The 19,387-nt window shown below is 71.5% G+C and carries 21 protein-coding genes; 7 read left to right on the top strand and 14 right to left on the bottom strand.

What is annotated here, in order from left to right; genetic code table 11:
- Positions 1 to 6 precede the first annotated feature (6 nt).
- Positions 7 to 816 carry a TrmH family RNA methyltransferase gene (locus tag RH864_RS09520; RefSeq protein WP_310517308.1) on the bottom strand — a complete coding sequence of 270 codons (810 nt, stop codon included), beginning with the start codon at positions 814 to 816 and terminating at the stop codon, positions 7 to 9.
- A gap of 110 nt (positions 817 to 926) precedes the next feature.
- Between RH864_RS09520 and RH864_RS09515 the strand changes: the two genes are divergently transcribed.
- Positions 927 to 1,766, top strand: a complete 840-nt coding sequence (locus tag RH864_RS09515) for an NAD-dependent protein deacetylase (protein ID WP_310517307.1) — start codon at positions 927 to 929, stop codon at positions 1,764 to 1,766.
- 23 nt (positions 1,767 to 1,789) lie between these two features.
- On the opposite strand, the gene RH864_RS09510 is transcribed toward RH864_RS09515, so the two are convergent.
- Both RH864_RS09510 and RH864_RS09505 read right to left on the bottom strand, forming a co-directional pair.
- Complete coding sequence (locus RH864_RS09510; RefSeq protein ID WP_310517306.1) at positions 1,790 to 2,878, bottom strand: glycosyltransferase family 4 protein; 1,089 nt, start codon at positions 2,876 to 2,878, stop codon at positions 1,790 to 1,792.
- Positions 2,875 to 3,795 (bottom strand): alpha/beta fold hydrolase, encoded by a 921-nt coding sequence (locus RH864_RS09505; RefSeq protein ID WP_310517305.1) that lies wholly within the window; start codon positions 3,793 to 3,795, stop codon positions 2,875 to 2,877. The genes RH864_RS09510 and RH864_RS09505 overlap by 4 nt, the downstream gene beginning before the upstream one ends.
- An 80-nt stretch (positions 3,796 to 3,875) precedes the next feature.
- Here RH864_RS09505 and RH864_RS09500 point away from each other — a divergent pair, with 80 nt between their 5' ends.
- On the top strand, positions 3,876 to 4,754 hold the full coding sequence (locus RH864_RS09500) for an exonuclease domain-containing protein (protein ID WP_310517304.1): 879 nt from the start codon (positions 3,876 to 3,878) through the stop codon (positions 4,752 to 4,754).
- Positions 4,755 to 4,873: 119 nt separating this feature from the next.
- Here the strand turns inward: RH864_RS09500 and RH864_RS09495 are convergent, their stop codons facing one another.
- The 3 genes from RH864_RS09495 to glgA all read right to left on the bottom strand — a co-directional run bounded on the left by RH864_RS09495 (position 4,874) and on the right by glgA (position 7,295).
- Positions 4,874 to 5,122, bottom strand: a complete 249-nt coding sequence (locus RH864_RS09495; protein ID WP_310517303.1) for a type B 50S ribosomal protein L31 — start codon at positions 5,120 to 5,122, stop codon at positions 4,874 to 4,876.
- 121 nt (positions 5,123 to 5,243) lie between these two features.
- A complete protein-coding gene (locus RH864_RS09490) occupies positions 5,244 to 6,032 on the bottom strand; it encodes an ABC transporter ATP-binding protein (protein WP_310517302.1) in 789 nt (262 codons plus the stop codon).
- Between the two features lie 75 nt (positions 6,033 to 6,107).
- Positions 6,108 to 7,295: a glycogen synthase gene (gene glgA, locus RH864_RS09485; RefSeq protein ID WP_310517301.1), complete on the bottom strand. Its 1,188-nt coding sequence runs from the start codon at positions 7,293 to 7,295 to the stop codon at positions 6,108 to 6,110.
- Between the two features lie 118 nt (positions 7,296 to 7,413).
- On the opposite strand from glgA, the gene glgC reads away from it, so the two are divergent.
- Positions 7,414 to 8,661: a glucose-1-phosphate adenylyltransferase gene (gene glgC / locus RH864_RS09480; protein WP_310517300.1), complete on the top strand. Its 1,248-nt coding sequence runs from the start codon at positions 7,414 to 7,416 to the stop codon at positions 8,659 to 8,661.
- Entirely contained in the window at positions 8,658 to 9,320 is a 663-nt protein-coding gene (gene serB, locus RH864_RS09475; RefSeq protein ID WP_310517299.1) for a phosphoserine phosphatase SerB, read from the top strand. The genes glgC and serB overlap by 4 nt, the downstream gene beginning before the upstream one ends.
- On the opposite strand, the gene RH864_RS09470 is transcribed toward serB, so the two are convergent.
- The 3 genes from RH864_RS09470 to fabG all read right to left on the bottom strand — a co-directional run bounded on the left by RH864_RS09470 (position 9,317) and on the right by fabG (position 12,538).
- Positions 9,317 to 10,693: an MFS transporter gene (locus RH864_RS09470; protein WP_310517298.1), complete on the bottom strand. Its 1,377-nt coding sequence runs from the start codon at positions 10,691 to 10,693 to the stop codon at positions 9,317 to 9,319. The two genes, serB and RH864_RS09470, sit on opposite strands and share 4 nt — an antisense overlap.
- 63 nt (positions 10,694 to 10,756) lie before the next feature.
- The gene (locus RH864_RS09465) at positions 10,757 to 11,593 is read right to left on the bottom strand and encodes an Ig domain-containing protein (protein WP_310517297.1); all 837 of its coding nucleotides are present in this window, start codon (positions 11,591 to 11,593) and stop codon (positions 10,757 to 10,759) included.
- A gap of 234 nt (positions 11,594 to 11,827) precedes the next feature.
- Positions 11,828 to 12,538, bottom strand: a complete 711-nt coding sequence (gene fabG, locus RH864_RS09460) for a 3-oxoacyl-ACP reductase FabG (protein ID WP_310517296.1) — start codon at positions 12,536 to 12,538, stop codon at positions 11,828 to 11,830.
- Between the two features lie 120 nt (positions 12,539 to 12,658).
- On the opposite strand from fabG, the gene RH864_RS09455 reads away from it, so the two are divergent.
- The 3 genes from RH864_RS09455 to RH864_RS09445 are packed head-to-tail and all read left to right on the top strand — an operon-like array spanning position 12,659 to position 14,243.
- Entirely contained in the window at positions 12,659 to 13,165 is a 507-nt protein-coding gene (locus RH864_RS09455; protein WP_310517295.1) for a DUF3099 domain-containing protein, read from the top strand.
- Complete coding sequence (locus tag RH864_RS09450; protein WP_310517294.1) at positions 13,162 to 13,395, top strand: hypothetical protein; 234 nt, start codon at positions 13,162 to 13,164, stop codon at positions 13,393 to 13,395. The genes RH864_RS09455 and RH864_RS09450 overlap by 4 nt, the downstream gene beginning before the upstream one ends.
- On the top strand, positions 13,392 to 14,243 hold the full coding sequence (locus RH864_RS09445) for an SURF1 family cytochrome oxidase biogenesis protein (protein ID WP_310517293.1): 852 nt from the start codon (positions 13,392 to 13,394) through the stop codon (positions 14,241 to 14,243). Before RH864_RS09450 ends, RH864_RS09445 begins: the two co-directional genes overlap by 4 nt.
- 479 nt (positions 14,244 to 14,722) lie before the next feature.
- Here the strand turns inward: RH864_RS09445 and RH864_RS09440 are convergent, their stop codons facing one another.
- The 5 genes from RH864_RS09440 to RH864_RS09420 all read right to left on the bottom strand — a co-directional run bounded on the left by RH864_RS09440 (position 14,723) and on the right by RH864_RS09420 (position 19,340).
- Positions 14,723 to 16,321, bottom strand: coding sequence for an ABC-F family ATP-binding cassette domain-containing protein (locus RH864_RS09440; RefSeq protein WP_310517292.1), 1,599 nt, complete (start codon positions 16,319 to 16,321; stop codon positions 14,723 to 14,725).
- 111 nt (positions 16,322 to 16,432) lie between these two features.
- Positions 16,433 to 16,924, bottom strand: coding sequence for a hypothetical protein (locus tag RH864_RS09435; protein WP_310517291.1), 492 nt, complete (start codon positions 16,922 to 16,924; stop codon positions 16,433 to 16,435).
- Positions 16,925 to 16,940: 16 nt separating this feature from the next.
- Positions 16,941 to 17,342, bottom strand: a complete 402-nt coding sequence (locus tag RH864_RS09430; RefSeq protein WP_310517290.1) for a hypothetical protein — start codon at positions 17,340 to 17,342, stop codon at positions 16,941 to 16,943.
- A 118-nt stretch (positions 17,343 to 17,460) separates the two neighbouring features.
- A complete protein-coding gene (locus RH864_RS09425; protein WP_310517289.1) occupies positions 17,461 to 18,024 on the bottom strand; it encodes a YceI family protein in 564 nt (187 codons plus the stop codon).
- A 134-nt stretch (positions 18,025 to 18,158) separates the two neighbouring features.
- Positions 18,159 to 19,340 (bottom strand): glycoside hydrolase family 3 N-terminal domain-containing protein, encoded by a 1,182-nt coding sequence (locus RH864_RS09420; protein WP_310517288.1) that lies wholly within the window; start codon positions 19,338 to 19,340, stop codon positions 18,159 to 18,161.
- Between the last annotated feature and the right edge of the window lie 47 nt (positions 19,341 to 19,387).

The following is a 19,387-nucleotide window of genomic DNA, read 5'->3' as shown; positions in this document are numbered from 1 at the left end:
TCGAGCCTAGACGGCCGGTGGACGGGTCGCCCACAGCGCCACCGCGGTCGCGGCCGCCACGTTCAGCGAGTCCACGCCGCCCGCCATCGGGATCATCACGACGTGGTCGGCCGCCGCGAGCGTGCGTCGTGAGAGTCCGTCGCCCTCGGCGCCGAACACGAGTGCGAGCCGGTCGGGAAGGCGCGACGAGAACACGTCGAGCGGGACGGCCTCGTCGCTGAGCGCGAGCGCGGCGACCTCGAACCCGGCGGTCGTGAGCAGCGACACGTCGTCGGGCCACGACGTCACCCGCGTCCACGGCACCTGGAACACGGTGCCCATCGAGACCCTGACGCTCCGCCGGTACAGCGGATCGGCGCATCGCGGCGTGACGAGGACGGCGTCCACGCCGAGCGCCGCGCAGGCCCGGAAGATCGCGCCCACGTTGGTGTGGTCCACGAGGTCCTCGAGCACCACGACGCGCCGCGCATCGGCGAGCAGGGTCGCCGGATCGGGCAGCGCCGGCCGCTCGAACGCCGCGAGCGCGCCCCGGTGCACCCGGTACCCCGTGATCCCCTCGAGCTGGTCGGGAGTGGCGAGGTGCACGGGGATGTCGAACGGCGCGAGCACGGGCTCGAGGCCCGCGAGCCACTTCTCCTCCATGAGCACCGAGCGCGGCCGATGGCCGGCGCGGATGGCGCGCGAGATCACCTTGGCCGATTCGGCGATGTACAGCCCGCGTTCCGTCTCGGTCGCGCTCCGCAGCGCGACATCCGTCAGCGCCGCGTAGTCGGCGACGTCGTCGGATGCCGCGTCGGCCACTCGTTCGATGTGCATGGGAGTCCTCCTGGACCAGCCTGCCAGGCGCGGAAACAATTCCGGAACACGGCGACGTTTACACTCGTGAGCATGCCGCCAGGTCAGCGCATGCGGCGGAAGGACCAGCCATGACGAACCTCGTCGCGGACGCGCTCGCGAGCGAACAGCTCGACGAGGCGATCGCGCTCATGCGCGGCGCGCGGGTCGCGGTGCTGACGGGCGCGGGTGTGAGCACGGACTCGGGCATCCCCGACTACCGCGGCGAGGGCGCGCCGCGCCGCTCGCCCATGACGTTCCAGACCTTCCTCGCCTCCGAGCACGCTCGGAAGCGCTACTGGGCCGGCAGTCATCTCGGCTGGCGGCACTTCGGCAGCGCACGACCCAACGCCGGCCATCGCGCGCTCGCGGGCCTCGAGGCTGCCGGCGCGGTGACGGGCCTCGTCACCCAGAACGTCGACGGCCTGCACCGCCGAGCCGGCAGCGCCCACGTCGTCGAGCTGCACGGCACCATGGACCGGGTCGTGTGCCTCGCCTGCGGCCAGTACTACGCGCGCCAGGCGATCGCCGACCGGCTCGAGGCGCTGAACCCGGGCCTCGACCCCGAGCGGGCCGTGCGGCTCGCGCCCGACGGCGACGCCGAGGTCGACGACATCGACGCCATGCGCATCCCGGACTGCACGGTCTGCGGCGGCATCCTCAAGCCCGACGTCGTGTTCTTCGGCGAGTTCGTGCCGGGTGAGACGTTCGAGGCCGCGAGATCGATCGTCGCGGGTGCCGACGTGCTGCTGGTCGCCGGTTCGTCGCTCGTCGTGAACTCCGGGATCCGGTTGATCGAGCAGGCTCGGCGGCGAAACCTGCCGATCATCGTGATCAACCGCGGCGTCACGAAGGGCGACGGGCGTGCGGCGGTCAAGCTCGACGCCGGCACGACCGAGACGCTCACCGCCATGGCGGCGGCCCTGGCCTGACCTGAATCGCCGGGAACGCCCGCCTACCGGGCGCGTCGGGCGCGCCGTGCCTCTGAGGTCTCGCGCAGCAGCTCGAGCAGGCGCTCGGCCGACGCCGCCCACGTGTAGCCGCTCGCGCGCTCGAGGGCCGCGGCCGAGCGGCGCTGCCACTCCCCCGGCTCCTCGAGCCGGCCGAGCGCTTCGGCGAGCGACGACGCGTCGTCGCCGTCGAAGTACACCGCGGCATCGCCGCCGATCTCCCGAAAGATGGGCGTGTCGTTGACGACGACCGGCGTGCCCACGCGCATCGCCTCGACCAGGGGGATGCCGAACCCCTCGGCGCGGCTCGCGTGCACGAGCGCCGTCGCCCCGGCGAGCAGGTCCGCGTAGGCGGCATCCGTCACGCCGTCGTGGAAGACGAGCCGCGCCTCGGGAGCGAGCCGCGTGAGCCGCGCGCGCTCAGCCGGGCTGATCCGGCTGAGCAGATGCAGCTCGTGGTCGGGCAGCAGACCTGCGGCGCGCACGAGCGTGTCGACGTTCTTGTACGGCATGTACGAGCCCATGTACACGAGCCGGTTGCGCGACGGCCGCTCGCGCGGGAGCGGCGGCACGGGCAGCTCGTCGGCCGCGTTCGGGACCACCGTGACCGGTCGCTTCGTGAGCCGGTGCTCGCGGATGAGCGCGGCCGTGGTCTCGGACACCGTGACGACCGAGTCGGCGCGGTTCAGCAGCAGGCGCTGCGGCCACCAGGCGAGGTGGTACAGCCGCCACAGCGCGCGCACGGGCGCAGGCAGGTCGCGCGGCGGGGTGCGGTTCTCGTAGTAGATGAGGTCGTGCAGCGTCAGCACCAGCGCGTAGTCGCGACCCCACGACCCCATGGTCTGCATCGGCGAGAACACCACGTCGGGCCGGAGCTTGCGCACCTGCCGGGCGACGAAGGGCTCGCCGACCCCGGTCGGGGAGGTCGCGAGCTGCCACGGCAGGTCGGGCAGCAGCTCGAGCTGGCGGCGGTCGCTGATGAGCATGGTGAGCGGATGCCTCGCCGCGAGCTCGCGCACGATGCCGGCCGTGAACCGGCTGATGCCGTCGTGCTGCCCGATGCGCGTGTACCGGCAGTCGACGACCAGCCTCATCGAGCCGCCTCCGTGCCGGGTGACTCCATGCTGGCGAACCCACGGATGTGCTCGGCCGCCGGAGCGGGCTTCTCGTAGTGGATGAGGTGCCCGACGCCGTCGATCTCGGCCAGGCGCGCATCGGGGAAGCGTCGCGCAAGTGCCCGCTCCGCCTCGATCGGCGTGATGTCGTCGCGGTCGGCGGCGATGAGCAGGGTCGGCACCGGGATGCCGGCGACGTACTCGCCGACGTCGTGGCTCACCGAGGCGCGGAACGCCTCGAGCAGCGTGTCGCGGTCGGCGAACGCCGAGAAGTACCGGTCGTGCTGATCGTGGATGAAGCGCCGGAGCTCCGGGTCGCGGGTCTTCGCCATCGTGATGCTCATGACGCGCACGATCGCCCGGTTCTTGAGCAACGCGAACCCGGCACGGGCCGGAAGCTTCGCGCTCGCCCAGTAGTAGAAGACTGCGAGCCGCGTCATGAGCCCGCGCGGGCCCTCGAGCGCGGGCGCGCCGATCGGGTTCACGAGGATCAGCCGGTCGGGCCGGAGGCCCGCAGCCACCGCGGCGGACGTCACGATCGAGCCGAACGAGTGGCCGAGCAGGGTGTACCGGCCGGTGATGCCCACGGCGTGCAGGAATGCGGTCAGCCAGGCGACGTAGCCGTCGATGTCGTGCGGGCGGCCCGCGAGCGGCGCCGACTCGCCGAAGCCCGGCAGGTCGGGTGACACGATCCGGAAGCCGGGGAGGTTCGCGACCACGGGTTCGAGCCCGTGATGGTCGCCGCGGAAGCCGTGCACGAACACGAGCACGGGTGCGTTCGCATCGGCCAGGTCGCCGTACTCCCACCATCCGGTCTCGGTGCCGAGCACCTCGGTCCGGTGCGTGCGCACGGGGATGCGCGCGAGATCGGCGGCGTACGGCGAGCGGGTCATCACGGCCAGTCTACGGTGGCGCCCTCCTCGTTTCCGGCGTGCCGCCCCGGCCCGTGACGGTGGCCCCTCATACAGTGGCGGGCATGCAGGAGCCCATCGCCCTCTGGTCCGACGACGACTGGCCCGAGCCCGCCCGTGCAGAGCCGCGGCTCCTCGATGCGGCGGCCATCGATGCGCCGGCCATCGACACGGCCTCGCCGCCCGCCCGGGCGCCGATCGTGGACGACCGGCCGTTCGCACTCACCGACGCACCGACCGGCGATGCGCGCGCCGCGGCCGCGCACTGGGCCGACCGGCTCGCGGTGTTCGACCTCGAGACGACGGGCATCGACATCGACACGTGCCGCATCGTCACGGCGCACGTCGGCGTGATCGGGCCGTCGGGCGAGGTGCTCGAGCGGCGCGAGTGGCTCGTCGATCCCGGGGTCGAGATCCCGACCGCCGCATCGCTCATCCACGGCGTGACGACCGAGCGTGCTCGCGCCGAAGGCGCGCCGGCCGCGCAGGCCGTGGCCGAGATCATCGCGGCGCTGCACGATGCGGCGTGCCGCGGACTGCCGATCGTCGCGTACAACGCGAGCTACGACCTCTCGGTGCTCGCACGCGAGGCCGAACGGTACGGGCACGACCCGTTGCCCGGCCCCGGGCCCGTCATCGACCCGCTCGTGATCGACAAAGCGGTCGACAAGTACCGGCGCGGCAAGCGCACGCTCACCGCGGCGTGCGCGCACTACGGCGTGGAACTGCTCGACGCCCACGACGCTGGGGCCGACGCCATCGCCGCGGGCCGCGTCGCGCAGGCCATCGTCCGCCGGTTCCCCGAGGTCGCCGTGGCCGCCGCGGCCGAGCTGCACCTGCGTCAGATCGACTGGTGCCGCGACCAGGCCGAGAGCTACCAGGCGTGGCGGCGCAGCAACGGCGAGCCCGAGTTCACCACGTCCGGCCGCTGGCCCGTGCGCTGAGGCGGCCCCTCCGCTGAGCCGGCCCGCTGTCCACGGCGTGCGCTGAGCGTACGAGCACGACGAAGGGCGGACGACCGAGGTCGTCCGCCCTTCGTGCGGCAGCAACGCGCGGTGCGCGCTTACTTGCCGAAGTTCTTGAAGCGCTGGTTGAACTTCTCGACGCGGCCGGCGGAGTCCATGATGCGCTGCTTGCCCGTGTAGAACGGGTGCGACTCGCTCGAGATCTCAACGTCGATGACCGGGTAGGTGACGCCGTCGAGGTCGATGGTCTTGTCGCTCGTCACGGTCGAACGCGTGAGGAACGTGGCGCCCGAGGCGAGGTCGCGGAAGACGACGGCGTTGTACTCGGGGTGGATGTCGGTCTTCATGAGGACTTCCTTGATCGATCGGTGCGGGAGGTGCGCCCTGCGCGGCGTGCGTGCGGCGCAGGAAAGCTGTTGGCGCTCGGGCCAGCTAGCGAGTCTAGCAGAGAACGCGCGGTGTACCGATTCAGGCCGCCGCGCGCGCCGCGAACCGGCCGTTCGCCTCGGTGAGCTCGATCGGCATGCCGAACGTCTCCGTGAGCGTCTCGGCGGTCAGCGCCTCGGCCAGGGGGCCGGCCGAGACGATGCGGCCGTGGTCGAGCAGCAGCGCGTGCGTGAAGCCCTGCGGGATCTCCTCGACGTGGTGCGTGACCATGACGATCGCGGGCGACGAGCTCGAGGAGGCGTAGCCGCCGAGGAGCCCGACGAGCTCCTCGCGCGCGCCGAGGTCGAGGCTCGCGGCGGGCTCGTCGAGGAGCAGGAGCTCGGGATCGGTCATGACCGATCGGGCGATCTGCACGCGCTTCTGCTCGCCGTCGGAGAGACTGCCGAACCGCCGGTCGGCGAACGCCTCGAGGCCCCACTCGCCGAGCACGCGTCGTGCACGCCGGAGATCGACCTCTTCGTACTCCTCGTTCCAGCGGCCCGTCACCGAGTACGCGGCCGTCAGCACGCTGTCCACGACGGTCTCGTTGGGCGGGATGCGGCGCGCCATCGCGGTGGATGCGAACCCGATCATGGGGCGCAGCTCGAAGACGTCGACCTTCCCGAGCGCCTCCTGGAGCACCTCGGCCGTGCCCTTCGTGGGGTGCATGGCGGCCGCGGCGATCTGCAGCAGCGTGGTCTTGCCCGCGCCGTTCGGCCCGAGGATGACCCAGCGTTGATCGGAGTCGACGGTCCAGTTCACCCCATCGAGGATCGTGTTGCCATCTCGGACCACCGACACATCGCGGAACTGCAGAACCGTGCTCGCCATACGTTCAATGCTATGGGACGCCGGGAGCGCCGCGACGCACCGCCCGGGTGGAACGGGAGCGCACCCGCCGAACGGTCACCTCGCGAGGACGCCCCGGTAGACCTCGAGCGTGCGCGCCGCGATCGCGTCCCACGCGAACTGCGCCTCCGCCCGCCGCCGCCCGGCGGCCCCCATCGCGGCCGCGCGCTCGGGGTCGCTCACGACGCGCGTGAGCGCGTCGGCGAGGTCGGCGACGAACCGATCGGGGTCGAGCGGCGTGCCCGTGCCGTCGTCGGCCTGTGCGATGGGCACGAGCACGCCGGTGACGCCGTCGTCGACCACCTCGGGAATGCCGCCGGTCGCGGTGCCCACCACTGCGGCCCCGCAGGCCATCGCCTCGAGGTTGACGATGCCGAGCGGCTCGTAGACCGACGGGCACACGAACGTGGTCGCGGCGGTGAGCAGCGCGGTGAGCTCGCCGCGCGGCAGATGGCGGTCGATCCAGACGACGCCCTCGCGCTCACGGCGCAGCTCGTCGACGAGCGCCGTCACCTCGGCCATGATCTCGGGCGTGTCGGGCGCACCCGCGCACAGCACGAGCTGCACGCCGGCCGGGAGCCGGCGCGCGGCGCGCAAGAGATACGGCAACCCCTTCTGACGCGTGATCCGTCCGACGAACACGACCGACGGCCGGTCGGGGTCGACGCCGAGCGCGCGCACCGCGGCCGGGTCGTCGACGGGCGTCCATTCGGCGAGATCGATGCCGTTGTAGACCACTTCGACGCGGGCCGGGTCGATCGTGGGGTAGGCGCGCAGGATGTCCCGCCGCATGCCGTCGCTCACGGCGATCACGGCGTCGGCGTCCTCGAATGCGGCGCGCTCGGCCCACGACGAGACCCGGTAGCCGCCGCCCAGCTGCTCGGCCTTCCACGGCCGCAACGGCTCGAGGCTATGCGCCGTGACGACGTGCGGGACGCCGTGCAGGCGCTTCGCCGTGAACCCGGCGAAGTTCGCGTACCACGTGTGCGAGTGGACGAGGTCGGCGCCCGAGGCATCCGCCGCCATCTCGAGATCGGTGCCGAGCGTCGCGATCGCGGCGTTCGCATGCTCGAGTCCCGTGGGCGTCGCGTACGCGAACGTCCCGGGCTCGGTGCGCGGCGCGCCGAAGCAGCGCACCGCGACCTCGATCTCGCGCCGGAGGGCGCGCACCAGCTCGGCGACGTGCACCCCGGCTCCGCCATAGACCTCGGGTGGATACTCACGGGTGAGGACGTCGACGCGCATGCAGTCAACGTAGCGCAGCGCGCCTCGCGCGCCGCGGGGCTTGCGCCGGCCCCATAGGCGTTGCGCCGCATCTCGGCAAGCCGCACATGGGAACGATCCTGCTGGATACAGTTGGCACATGGTTGCGCGCAAGGTCTTCGGCATCGTCCTCGCCGGTGGCGAGGGCAAGCGTCTCATGCCCCTCACCGAGGACCGCGCCAAGCCCGCGGTGCCGTTCGCCGGCCAATACCGGCTCATCGACTTCGCCCTCTCGAACCTCGTCAACTCGGGCCTGCGCCAGATCGTCGTGCTCACCCAGTACAAGTCGCACTCGCTCGACCGGCACGTGTCGCAGACCTGGCGACTGTCCGGGCTGCTCAACGCCTATGTCGCCTCCGTCCCCGCGCAGCAGCGCCTCGGCAAACGCTGGTTCTCCGGGTCGGCCGACGCCATCCTGCAGAGCCTCAACCTCATCTACGACGAGCAGCCCGACCTGATCGTCGTCGTCGGCGCCGACCACGTGTACCGCATGGACTTCAGCCAGATGATCGACGCGCACGTCGAGTCCGGCGCGTCGGCGACGGTCGCCGCGATCCGCCAGCCCATCGCGCTCGCGAACCAGTTCGGCGTCATCGAGGTCGACGGCGCCCGGCCCGACCGCATCCAGCGATTCCTCGAGAAGCCGGCCGAGCCCGAGGGCCTGCCCGACTCGCCGCGCGAGGTGTTCGCCTCAATGGGCAACTACGTGTTCGACGCCGACGCGCTCATCGACGCGGTCCTCCGCGACGGGGAGCGCACGAGCTCGAGCCACGACATGGGCGGCGACATCATCCCGTGGTTCGTCGAGCAGGGCACGGCCGGCGTGTACGACCTGAAGCGCAACGAGGTCCCGGGGTCGACCGACCGCGACCGGTACTACTGGCGCGACGTGGGAACCATCGACTCGTTCTTCGAAGCACACCAGGACCTGATCTCGGTGCTGCCGGTCTTCAACCTCTACAACCGCTCGTGGCCGATCTTCAGCCAGCAGCTGAACTCCCCGCCCGCGAAGTTCACGCGCGACGCGCGCGGCTCGCTCGGAACTGTCATCGACTCGATCGTCTCCCTCGGCTCGGTGATCTCCGGCGCGCACGTCGAGCGCAGCGTGCTCGGACCGTGGGCCGTGGTGGGGTCGGGCGCGCACGTCGCCGACTCGATCCTCTTCGACCGTGCCCGGATCGACGCCGGCGCCACGGTCCGCCGCGCGATCCTCGACAAGGAGGTCGTCGTCGAGGAGGGCGCCCGCATCGGCGTCGACCGCGCCGAGGACCTCGCTCGCGGGTTCATCGTCACCGACTCCGGCATCACCGTCGTGGGCAAGGGCTCACGCGTGCAGGCTCACGCGTGAGCGCCGGTACCGCGGGCCGCGCGCGCGGCCCGCTCGTCGTGCTGGACGCCGATTCGACGCTCATCCGCGAAGAGGCGATCGAGCTGCTCGCCGAGGAGGCGGGATCGCTCGCGCACGTGGCGGCCGTCACCGAGCGCGCCATGCGCGGCGAGCTCGACTTCGCCGCGAGCCTCCGCGAGCGGGTCGCGACGCTCGCGGGCGTCGAGGCGTCGGTGCTCCCCCGGGTGCGTGAACGGATGACGCCGACGCCCGGCGTCGAGACGCTGATCGCCGGTGTGCACGCCGCCGGCGGCCGCATCGGCGTCGTGTCCGGCGGCTTCCACGAGCTGCTCGATCCGCTCGCCGCGCGTCTCGGGCTCGACTTCTGCCGGGCCAACCGGCTCAGGGTCGCCGACGGCCGGTTCACGGGCGAGGTCGACGGGCCCATCGTCGACGCGGACGCGAAGGCCGCCGCGCTCGCCGAGTGGGCGTCGGAGAGCGGCATCCCGCTCGAGCGGACCGTCGCCGTCGGCGACGGCGCCAACGACCTGCGCATGCTCGGCATCGCGGGGCTCGGCGTGGCGTTCTGCGCCAAGCCCATCGTGCGCGTGCAGGCCGATGTCGCGATCGACCAGCCCGATCTCTCGCCCGTGCTCGCGCTCGCCGGGCTGCGGGGTTAGCGTCTGCGGGGCTCGCGCTTGCGCGGCTCGCGTCTGCGGGGCTCGCGCTTGCGCGGCTCGCGGTTGCGCGGCGGGTCGGCGCCTGCGCCGGCGAGTTCGTCGCCGGACTCGCGCCGCGGCACCAGCAGACCGGCCGCGACGCCCACGAGCGAGAAGAGCACGAGCCACCAGGCGAACGCGTGCGGATCGCCCGTGACCTGGACGAGCCACTCGGAGATGTAGGGCGTCGTGCCGCCGAACACCGCGACCGACGCCGCATACGTCGTGGCGATCCAGGTCGTGCGCACGCGCGGCGGGAACAGGCCCGACGCAAGCGCCGGCGCGATCGCGCCGTTGATCGCCAGGCTCACGTTCCACAGCAGCACGCCTCCGACCACGCCCCAGAACGAGGCGCCGGGGAGCAGCATCGCGAGCGGCACGGTGACGACGGCGGACACCGCGCCCGAGACGATGGCGAGTCGTCGCCTCGGCCAGCGGTCTGACAGCCGCCCCGCCACGGGGATGGCGAGCACGAGCACGACGAGCCCGGCCGACGTGGCGAACAGCGCCGCGCTCTCATCGAGCCGCCCGTGCGCCTGGACGAACGTCGGGACGTAGGTCAGCACGACGTAGTAGATCACCGCCCAGTACGCGGTCAGCGCTGCCAGGATGAGGGCACGCGTCGTGAGCGTGCCCCGGCTCGGACCGCTTGGCGCCCGACCGGCTGGCGTGTCGCGACCGTGCTCGAACACGGGGCTCTCGGGCACGCTGAGCCGGAGGCCGAGCCCGATCAGCCCGATGACCCCGCCGAGCAGGAACGGGATCCGCCACCCCCACTCGAGCAGGAAACCGTCGTTCGTCCACGCCGCGATCGAGCCGATCAGCACCGACGCCACGAGCGGGCCGAGCGCTGCGGTCGCGCCGAGGAAGCTCGTCAGCCTGCCGCGCGTGGCCGCGGGCGTGCACTCGCTGAGGAATGCCGCAGCCGAGCCCCATTCGGCCCCGACCGCGACCCCCTGCAGAAGCCGCGCGACGAGCAGCAGCACGGGTGCCGCCAGGCCGATCGCGTCATAGGAGGGCAGCGCGGCGATCGCGAGCGTCGCCGCGGACATGAGCAGCACGGTCATGACGAGCACGGGCCGGCGGCCGCGCTGGTCGGCGACGCGGCCGAACACGAACGCGGAGATCGGACGCGCGACGAACGCGACGCCGAACACCGCGAGGGTCGAGAGCAGCGCCGCCGAGGGCAGCTCTTCGGGGAAGAACACCTTCGCGAGCGTCGTGGCCAGCAGCCCGTACGCCGCGTAGTCGTACCACTCCAGGCCGTTCCCGATCGCGGATGCGGCGACGACCCGTCGCATGCCGACCGAACCCGTGGTGCCTTGGCGCGTCATGATGCCTTCGCTGCGCTCAACCGTACGCCCGATCATCGGCGGGATCTCCTCGTGGCGCGAGGATCAATACCGCCTGGCTTCGCCGGTGTTGTTCGTGCAGTGCAATGTCACGGTCAAGCGTCCTGAAACGAACGTGTGGTTGTACATGTGCAGCCCCTTGATTCCGGCCTGGAAGCCGTCTTTCTCTTGGGCGGCGGCTGAGAGCCAGATCGCGTTTCCGTCCATCGTCACCCGGTCGATGATCTGGACGCCGTACGGAACGATCCGCCCGGTCGAGATCACCTGGTCGATCAGATCCGGCTGTGCAGCAGGGCACCAGATGTCGATGCCTTGCTTGGTCTCATAGTGCTTCATGTAGTACGTGATCTGCGTCGTGCTGACCCCGATCTCGCTGTAGTTGTGGCTTGTGGGCACGACCACGGTGAAGCGCCGCGGCGGAGCCGTCGCATACTCGTTCGCCGCCTCGACCTCGAACGAGTAGCTCGCTGCGATCGGGTTGGTCAGGGTTCCGACGAGAGAACCGGCGGCGGTGAGCGTGAGGCCGGGAGGGAGGGAACCGGAGGTGACGCGGACCGTGGTTCCCGGCCCGGCGAGCGCGAATCGATGCGCGTACGACGTGCCCCAGGTCAGGTGCGGCGGCTCCCCCAGTACTCCGGGCGCGAGCTCATGCGGCAAGGGGTCGATGCGGATCGGAAGGTACTGCTCGACCAGGACCATGGCGTCCAGATCGAATGCCGCGACCTTGACGATCCGCGTTTCGGGGGTCGGCACGCTCGGACGCCCGGAGATGCGGCCCTTCGCATCCATGGTCAATCCTGCGGGCAGCCACGACGCCAGGATCGAGTTGGCTCGGCCGGTGAACGTGACCTGGAAGTCGTACGGAACACCGATCTGCGCCACCGGCGGGGTTCCGACGAACTCGCCGGCCGGGACGGCGCCGACTGCGGCCGTCGTCTCTTGGACCGGCGCTGCGTGTGCCGGCACGGCGAAGGCACCCAGCGCCACGGCGAGCGTCGTGAGGACGATGCTCATCGGAAACACGCGAGATCGAGAGTGGTGCATTGCAATATACTACACCGAGTTTCCTCAGCAGCGCGCTCCGAGTCGCGACGGGAGTATCGCTCGACGGCCCGGTCAGTGCCCCATGCCGAGGCCGCCGTCGACGGGGATCACGGCGCCCGAGATGTAGGCGGCGTCGTCGCCCGCGAGCCACGCGACGACCTTGGCGACCTCGGCGGCCTCGGCGAAACGGTTCGCGGGGATCGCCGAGCGGTACTGGTCCTGGAGCGCGTCGCTCAGCTCGTCGGTCATGTCGGTGCGGATGAAGCCTGGCGCGACCACGTTGGCGGTGATCCCCCGGGCCCCGAGCTCGCGCGTGAGCGAGCGCGCCATGCCGACGAGCCCGGCCTTCGAGGCCGAGTAGTTGACCTGACCCGCGGCGCCGTACAGGCCCACGACGCTCGAGATGAGCACCACGCGCCCGAACCGCGCCTTGAGCATGCCCTTCGACGCGCGCTTGACGACACGGAACGCACCGGTGAGGTTCGTGTCGACGACCGAGGTGAACTCGTCCTCGCTCATGCGCAGCAGGAGCGTGTCCCGCGTGATGCCGGCGTTGGCGACGACCACCTCGACCGGGCCCAGCTCGGCCTCGATCTCGGAGAACGCCCGGTCGACCGATCCGGAGTCGGTCACGTCGGCACGGACCGTGAACGAGCCCTCGGGCCCTTCGCCGGAGCGTGCGGTCACCGCGACCCGGTGACCCTGAGCCAGGAACTCCTGTGCGATCGCGGCGCCGATGCCCCGGTTGCCTCCGGTGACCAAGACGGTCCGGCTCGTCGTCATCGGGCGGGCTCCACTCTCTCGGGATCGTCGGGCGTGGGCCCCGCGCTGCCGTGAAGCCCGTCCCAGTGTAGTCGCAGCCATCCACGGCGCCGATCCCGCGCTGCGAGCGTAGGCTTGAGGGTGAGGAGCGCCGTTCAGTCCGCGGCGACCACGATGAAGCAGCACACCATCACGACGCTGCCGCCGTCACCTGATGCGGATCGACGGGCGCGCATGATCAAGTACACGATCGCGATGTCGATCCGCGTGCTCTGCATCGTGCTCATGCTGTTCGTGCAGGGCTGGTGGCTGGCGGTGTGCGCGGCCGGCGCGATCTTCCTGCCGTACATCGCGGTCGTGCTCGCGAACGTCGGCGGCGGCGAGCAGGGCGTCGTCGAACGCCCCGGCTCGATCGTCCCGGTCGCGCGGCCCGACTCGGTCGGCCCCGCGGCCGACACGGGTGCGGGCGCTCCTGCGGACGCACCCGTGGACGGGGCCACGGATGCTGCGGCCGGCAGCACAGGGCGAGCGGATGCCTCGTCCGATCAGGCCGGCACCGAGGCCGAGAGCAGCGATGCCGACGGCAGCGACGCCGACGGCGGCGATGCCGACCGGGCGCCCGGCGACACTCGCGAGGGTGAGCGATGATCGCATTGCCCGGAACCGCCCCCGAGGCGGACACCTGCTCGCGCGCCGCGTGCCGCGAGCCCGCGACGTGGCGCATCGACTGGCGGAACCCGCGCATCCATGACGAGCATCGCCGCAAGACCTGGCTCGCGTGCGATGAGCACGTCGGGTTCCTCCGCGGGTTCCTCGAGTCGCGGTCCTTTCCGCTCACCGTCCAGCCGTTCCGCGTCGAAGGTGAGGTCGGCGCATGAGCCGGTGGTCATTCCTCCGCTCCCGCAGATGGGCGGGCTATCTCGCGCTCGTCATCGTGTTCGCGATCGCCTGCAGCGCGCTCGGCAGCTGGCAGTTGAACCGGCGCGCTGAGGCGCTCACCGAGGTCGCGCGCATCGACGCGAACTACGACGCCGACCCGATTCCGGTCGCCGAGGCGCTGCCCGATCCCGCGGCCTTCGATCCCGACGCGCGCTGGCGGGTCGTCGCCCTGACGGGCGAGTTTCTCGCGGACGACGAGGTCGTGATCCGGAACCGGCCGTTCCAGGGCACCTCGGGCTTCGAGGTCGTGACGCCGTTCCGGCTCGACGACGGCACGGTCTTCTTCGTGGACCGGGGCTGGATCGCACAGGCCCCGGATGGGCGGCCGAGCGAGTACGCCGCGCCGCCGTCCGGCCAGGTCGAGGTCACCGCGCGGCTGAAGGCCGGCGAGGGCACGATCGCCGGCCGTACCGCGTCAGGGCGTGAGCTGGCGACCATCGACCTCGACGAGCTCGCCGAGCGGGTCGGCGAGCCGAGCCACACGGGCGCGTACGGGGTGCAGGTGCAGGACGCGACCGACGCACGCGAGCCGCCCATGGCCGCGGCGCGACCCGTGCGCGATGAGGGTCCGCATCTGTCGTATGCGCTGCAGTGGTACGTGTTCGCGTTGATGGCGTTCATCGGTCTCGCCTGGGCGGCGAACCAGGAGCGCAAGGCGCTGGCCGAGGCATCCGCCTCGCCCGAGGAGCGCGCCCGCGCAGCCAAGCCCAAGCGCGTGCCGAAGGAGCGCACCGACGCCGACATCGAGGATGCCATCCTCGACGAACGCCAACTCGACCGCCGCTGACGGTCGCTGCCGCGCCACGCCCGCCCTCCTGCGCCAGGCACGACGGTCGACCGTGGCGCGAACGGTCGCCGGCGGCGCGGAGCGCACGAAGTGCCACGGCACGCACGAAGTGGCGCGGCGCGCACGAAGTGGCGCGGCACGTCGCGTCGATCGCCGCTGACGGCCGCTGCCGCGCCACTTCCGACGTACCGCGCCAGGCACGACGGTCGAGCATGGCGCGAACGGTCGCCGGCGGCGCGGCGCGCACGAAGTGCCACGGCACGCACGAAGTGGCGCGGCGCGCACGAAATGGCGCGGGACGGCAACTCCTCCGCCGCTGAGGATCGCTGCCGCGCCACTCCCGACTTACTGCGCCAGGCAGGACGGTCGAGCGAGGCGCGAACGGTCGCCGGCGGCGCGGCGCGCACGAGGTGGCGCGGCGGGCGCGAAGTGGCGCGGCGGGCGCGAAGTGGCGCGGCGGGCGCGAGGTGGCGCGGCGGCTAGGCGAGCTCGATGAGCTCCTGGTACTCGGCGCTCCAGTGGTCTTCGGTGCCGTCGGGCATGATGAGCACGCGCTCGGGGTTCAGCGCCTCGACGGCGCCCGGGTCGTGGCTCACGAGCACGACCGAGCCCTCGTAGTGCGCGAGCGCGTCGAGGATCTCGGCGCGGCTCGCGGGGTCGAGGTTGTTCGTCGGCTCGTCGAGCAGCAGCACGTTCGCACCGGACACCACGATCATGGCCAGTGCGAGCCGCGTCTTCTCGCCGCCGGACAGCACGCCCGCGGGCTTGTGCACGTCGTCGCCCGTGAACAGGAACGAGCCGAGCACCTTGCGCGCCTCGGTCTCGGTCAGGTTCGGCGACGAGCTCACCATGTTCTCGAGCACCGACCGGGCCACGTCGATGGTCTCGTGCTCCTGCGCGTAGTAGCCGACGCGCAGCCCGTGCCCGGCGTCGACGACGCCCGTGTCGGGTGCGTCGACGCCCGCGAGGATGCGCAGCAGCGTGGTCTTTCCAGCACCGTTCAGGCCGATGATGACGACCTTCGAGCCGCGGTCGATCGCGAGGTCGACGGCCGTGAAGATCTCGAGCGAGCCGTAGCTCTTCGACAGATCGCTCGCGGTGATCGGGGTGCGCCCGCAGGGCGCGGGCGTCGGGAAGCGGAGCTTCGCCACGCGGTCGACCGCGCGCACCTCTTCGAGTCCGGCGAGGAGCTTCTCGGCACGCGCGACCATCTGATGCGCGGCGGCGGCCTTCGACGCCTTGGCGCCGAACCTCGCGGCCTGCAGCTGGAGTGCGCCGGCCTTCTTCTCGGCGTTCGCTCGCTCCTTCTTGCGGCGCTCCTCGTCGGCGGCGCGCTGACGCTGGTAGTGCTTCCAGCCCATGTTGTAGATGTCGATGATCGAACGGTTCGCGTCGAGGTAGAACACGCGGTTCACGACCTCGCCCACGAGCTCGACGTCGTGGCTGATCACGATGACGCCGCCCTTGTACGCCTTGAGGAACTCGCGCAGCCAGACCACCGAGTCAGCGTCGAGGTGGTTCGTCGGCTCGTCGAGGATCATCGTCTCGGCATCGGAGAAGAGGATGCGCGCGAGCTCGATGCGGCGGCGCTGACCGCCCGACAGCGTCTTGAGCGGCTGGTCGAGGATGCGGTCGGGCAGGTTCAGGTTCGACGCGATCGAGGCCGCCTCGGCCTCGGCGGCGTAGCCGCCCAGCGCGGTGAAGCGGTCGGTCAGGTTGCCGTAGCGCTTCATCGCCTTCTCGGCGACGGATGCCTCGTCGGAGCCCATGAGCTGCGACGCCTCGTGCATGCCGAGCACGAGCGAGCCGAGCCCGCGCGCGTCGAGGATGCGGGTGCGCGCGAGCATCTCGGGGTCGCCCGAGCGCGGGTCCTGCGGCAGGTACCCGATCTCGCCCGAGCGGTCGATGCGACCGCCGGTGGGCAGCGTCTCCCCGGCGAGCGTTTTGGTGAGCGTGGTCTTGCCCGCGCCATTGCGGCCCACGAGGCCGATCTTGTCGCCGGGTGAGACGCGGAAGTTCACATGCTCCATGAGGAGGCGCGCGCCCACACGGATCTCGAGGTCGTGGACGGCGAGCACGGTGGATCCTCCGGAGGACTCAGGCTGGTGGGGTGCCGTGCCCTACGGAACGGTCCGAGGGCACAGCCCACCAGTCTACCGCGCAGACTTCGCGACGACGGACCGCAGCGCTCAGCTGTACGGCATGCAGTGCAGCACGACCTGGATCCAGCGCGGCCCGCTCGCCCAGTTCGTCGTGGTCCCGGCCCTGATCCCGGTCGGGCGGAAGCCGCTGGGAAGGTTCTCGCCCTTGGTGAGCGTGGCGACGTCGGGCCCCCAGCCGCCGATGAAACGGACCTCCACGCCCCATGGGACGCGGAGCCCGCTGCCGTCGTGGTAGCCCGTGAGGCGCAGTTGCATGCCGCTCGGGCAATCGAGGTCGGGAATGCTCGCGGAAGCCCAGAAATGGGGCAGGGAGAGCACCGGCGAGACGACGAGGACCTCCGTCGATTCGATGCCGGGCTCCTCGGCGGCCGCTCGGACCGGCACCGGCGTCGGCACCGCCACCTCGGGCTCGACGGCCACTTCCGTCGTCTGCACGCGTTCCGCGGGCGCATCGCCGGACGCGAGGCCCGGAGCGAACGCGGTCGCGGTCAGGGCGGCGGCGAGGACGAGATCGATCATGATGGCCACCTCGTGCTCACGCCGTGCAATGCAGGACGATCTGCACCGAGCGGGGCGCCCAGGCGTAGCTCGTCGCCGTCGTGGCCACGACGCCGACGGGGCGCGCGCTCGCGCGATCGAACACGGTGAGCGTCGCGACGTCGACCTCGGGGCCGCCGAACGCGCGGACCTCCATGCCCTTCGGGATCGTCACCCGGTGGTAGTAGATGCGATCCTCGAGATAGGGCCGGTCCGCCGGGCACCGCAGCTCCGGGAACGAGGTCGACGACCAGAAGTGCGGGAGCGATTTCACCTCGGAGTTGACCTGCACGACGGCGGCCTCGTGCACCTGCGGCTCGGTCGCGCCGTCCGGCGTGGGCACCGGGCCGGCCGAGAGGAATGCGGCGGTCAGTGCCGTCGCCACTGCTGCGTGAATCATGGAGCAAATATATCAATACGCTCACGATCCGCACAGGGCTTCCACGAAAGCCGACGGGGCGGCCGCGCCATGCGCGACCGCCCCGCCCGAGGCATCCGTTCGATGCCGGACGCGTGCGTTACTGCTGGAGCGCGGCCTGCAGTTCGAGCGTGATGGTGACCTTGTCGCCGAGGAGCACGCCGCCGGTCTCGAGGGCGGCGTTGTAGTTGAGGCCGAAGTCCTCGCGGTTGATGACGGTCTTCGCGGTCGCGCCGCCCTTGTAGTTGCCATAGGGGTCGCCGCCGAAGCCGCCGAACTCGAAGTCGAACGTGACGGGCTTCGTGATGCCGCGGATCGTGAGGTCGCCGTCGACCTTGAAGTCGCCGTCCTCGACCCGGATGCCGGTCGAGACGAAGTCGATCGTCGGGTACGTCTCGGCCTCGAAGAAGTCGCCGGTGCGCAGGTGGCCGTCACGGTTGGGCTCGTTGGTGTTGATCGAGGCGACCTCGGCCGAGGCCGTGACGGTCGAGTCGAGCGGGTTCTCCGCGGTGACGAACGTGGCGTCGAAGCGCTCGAACTTGCCCTTGACCTTGCTGATCATGAGGTGGCGGATCTGGAACCCGACCTCGCTGTGCGCGGCGTCGATGGTCCAGGTGCCGACGCGGTAGCCGGGGATGTCGATGGTCGAGGCGGTGGTGGTCATGCTCTGGTCTCTCCAGTTGCTTGGATCTCGCGGCCGGACGGCCACGAAGATGCAAACGCATGTAACGCGCGGAGGTATTCCCTCGCATGGCGAAATGTTTCGACGACGAAACCACGGGTCGAGACGAACGCGCGTCAGACCGTCTCGAGCCGGCGGAGCGTGAGCACACGTTCGACGGCGTCATCGAGCCGCGCCTCGGGGATGCGGCCCGCGCGCACCGCCTCGGCGATCGCACCGGTCAGCCCCGCGACCGAGATCCCGAACTCGGACGGATCGGCCGGCAGCACGTAGAGCAGAAGATCGGTGCCCGCCGCGATCGCCCGGATCGCGTTCTCGTTCGGGTCGGCGTACTCGGGCAGCCCGTTGTGCTGCAGCATGAGCAGGTCGTCGGAGACCGTCACGCCCTCGAAGCCGAGCTCGTCGCGGAGAATCCGATGCCACGCAGGCGACAGCGACGCGGGCGCCGGATCGACCGCCGGATAGACGAGATGCCCCGTCATGACGAGGTCGGCACCGGCGTCGACGCCCGCGGCGAACGGCAGTGCGGCGCCCGCGCGCCATTCGTCGAGGGTCAGCGGGGCCGACGGCACCGACGTGTGGGAGTCGCCCGGCGCGGCACCGTGCCCGGGGAAGTGCTTGAGCGTCGAGCGTGCCTGGTCGCCCTCCCCCGCGACCGCGGCGGCGACGCGCTCGGCCGCGCCGACCGGATCGGTGCCGAGCACGCGGCCGCTGATGAACGACCCGGGATCGGCCGTGACATCCGCGACGATCCCGAAGTTCACGTCGACGCCGGCCTGGGCGAGCAGCTCGCCGCGTCGCGCGAATGCGGCGCGCGTCGCCTCGGGCGGCTGCTGCTGCAGCGCGTACGCCCCCGCGGCATCGTCCCAGGGCAGCCGCTGCACGTCGCCGCCCTCCTCGTCGATGCCGATCAGCACTCGTGCCTCGGGGTCCGGCTGGACGGCGTCGGTGAGCGCGCGCAGCTCGGCCGGCGTGCCCGGGATGTTGTCGCCCATCAGGATGAGCCCCGAGATGCCCTGCTCGGCGAGGCTCCGGAGCGGCGCCGGATCGACACCCGGCGCGTGCAGCATCAAGAGGGCCGCGGCCTTCTGCTCGAGACTCAGTCCGGCCATGCGCTCGGCGACCCAGTCGGCGACCGGGTCGGCGGGCGGCGTGGGAGTCGGCGTCGCACTCGCCGTGGGCGAGGGCTCGGCCGGTCGCGGGTTCGCCGCACCGCCGTCGCGGGGCGAACCGGCGCAGCCCGAGAACGTGAGCGCCGCCACCACCGCCACGGCTCCGATGATCCGCCGCAGTCGCACGAGGGTCGAGTGTACGCTGCGTGTCCGCCCGGCAGCCGGGTGCTCCC

Source organism: Agromyces aerolatus, from assembly GCF_031432255.1.
GTDB lineage: Bacteria > Actinomycetota > Actinomycetes > Actinomycetales > Microbacteriaceae > Agromyces.
The sequence above is the reverse complement of the archived record's forward strand: the minus strand, read 5'-3'. Positions and strand labels throughout refer to the sequence as shown.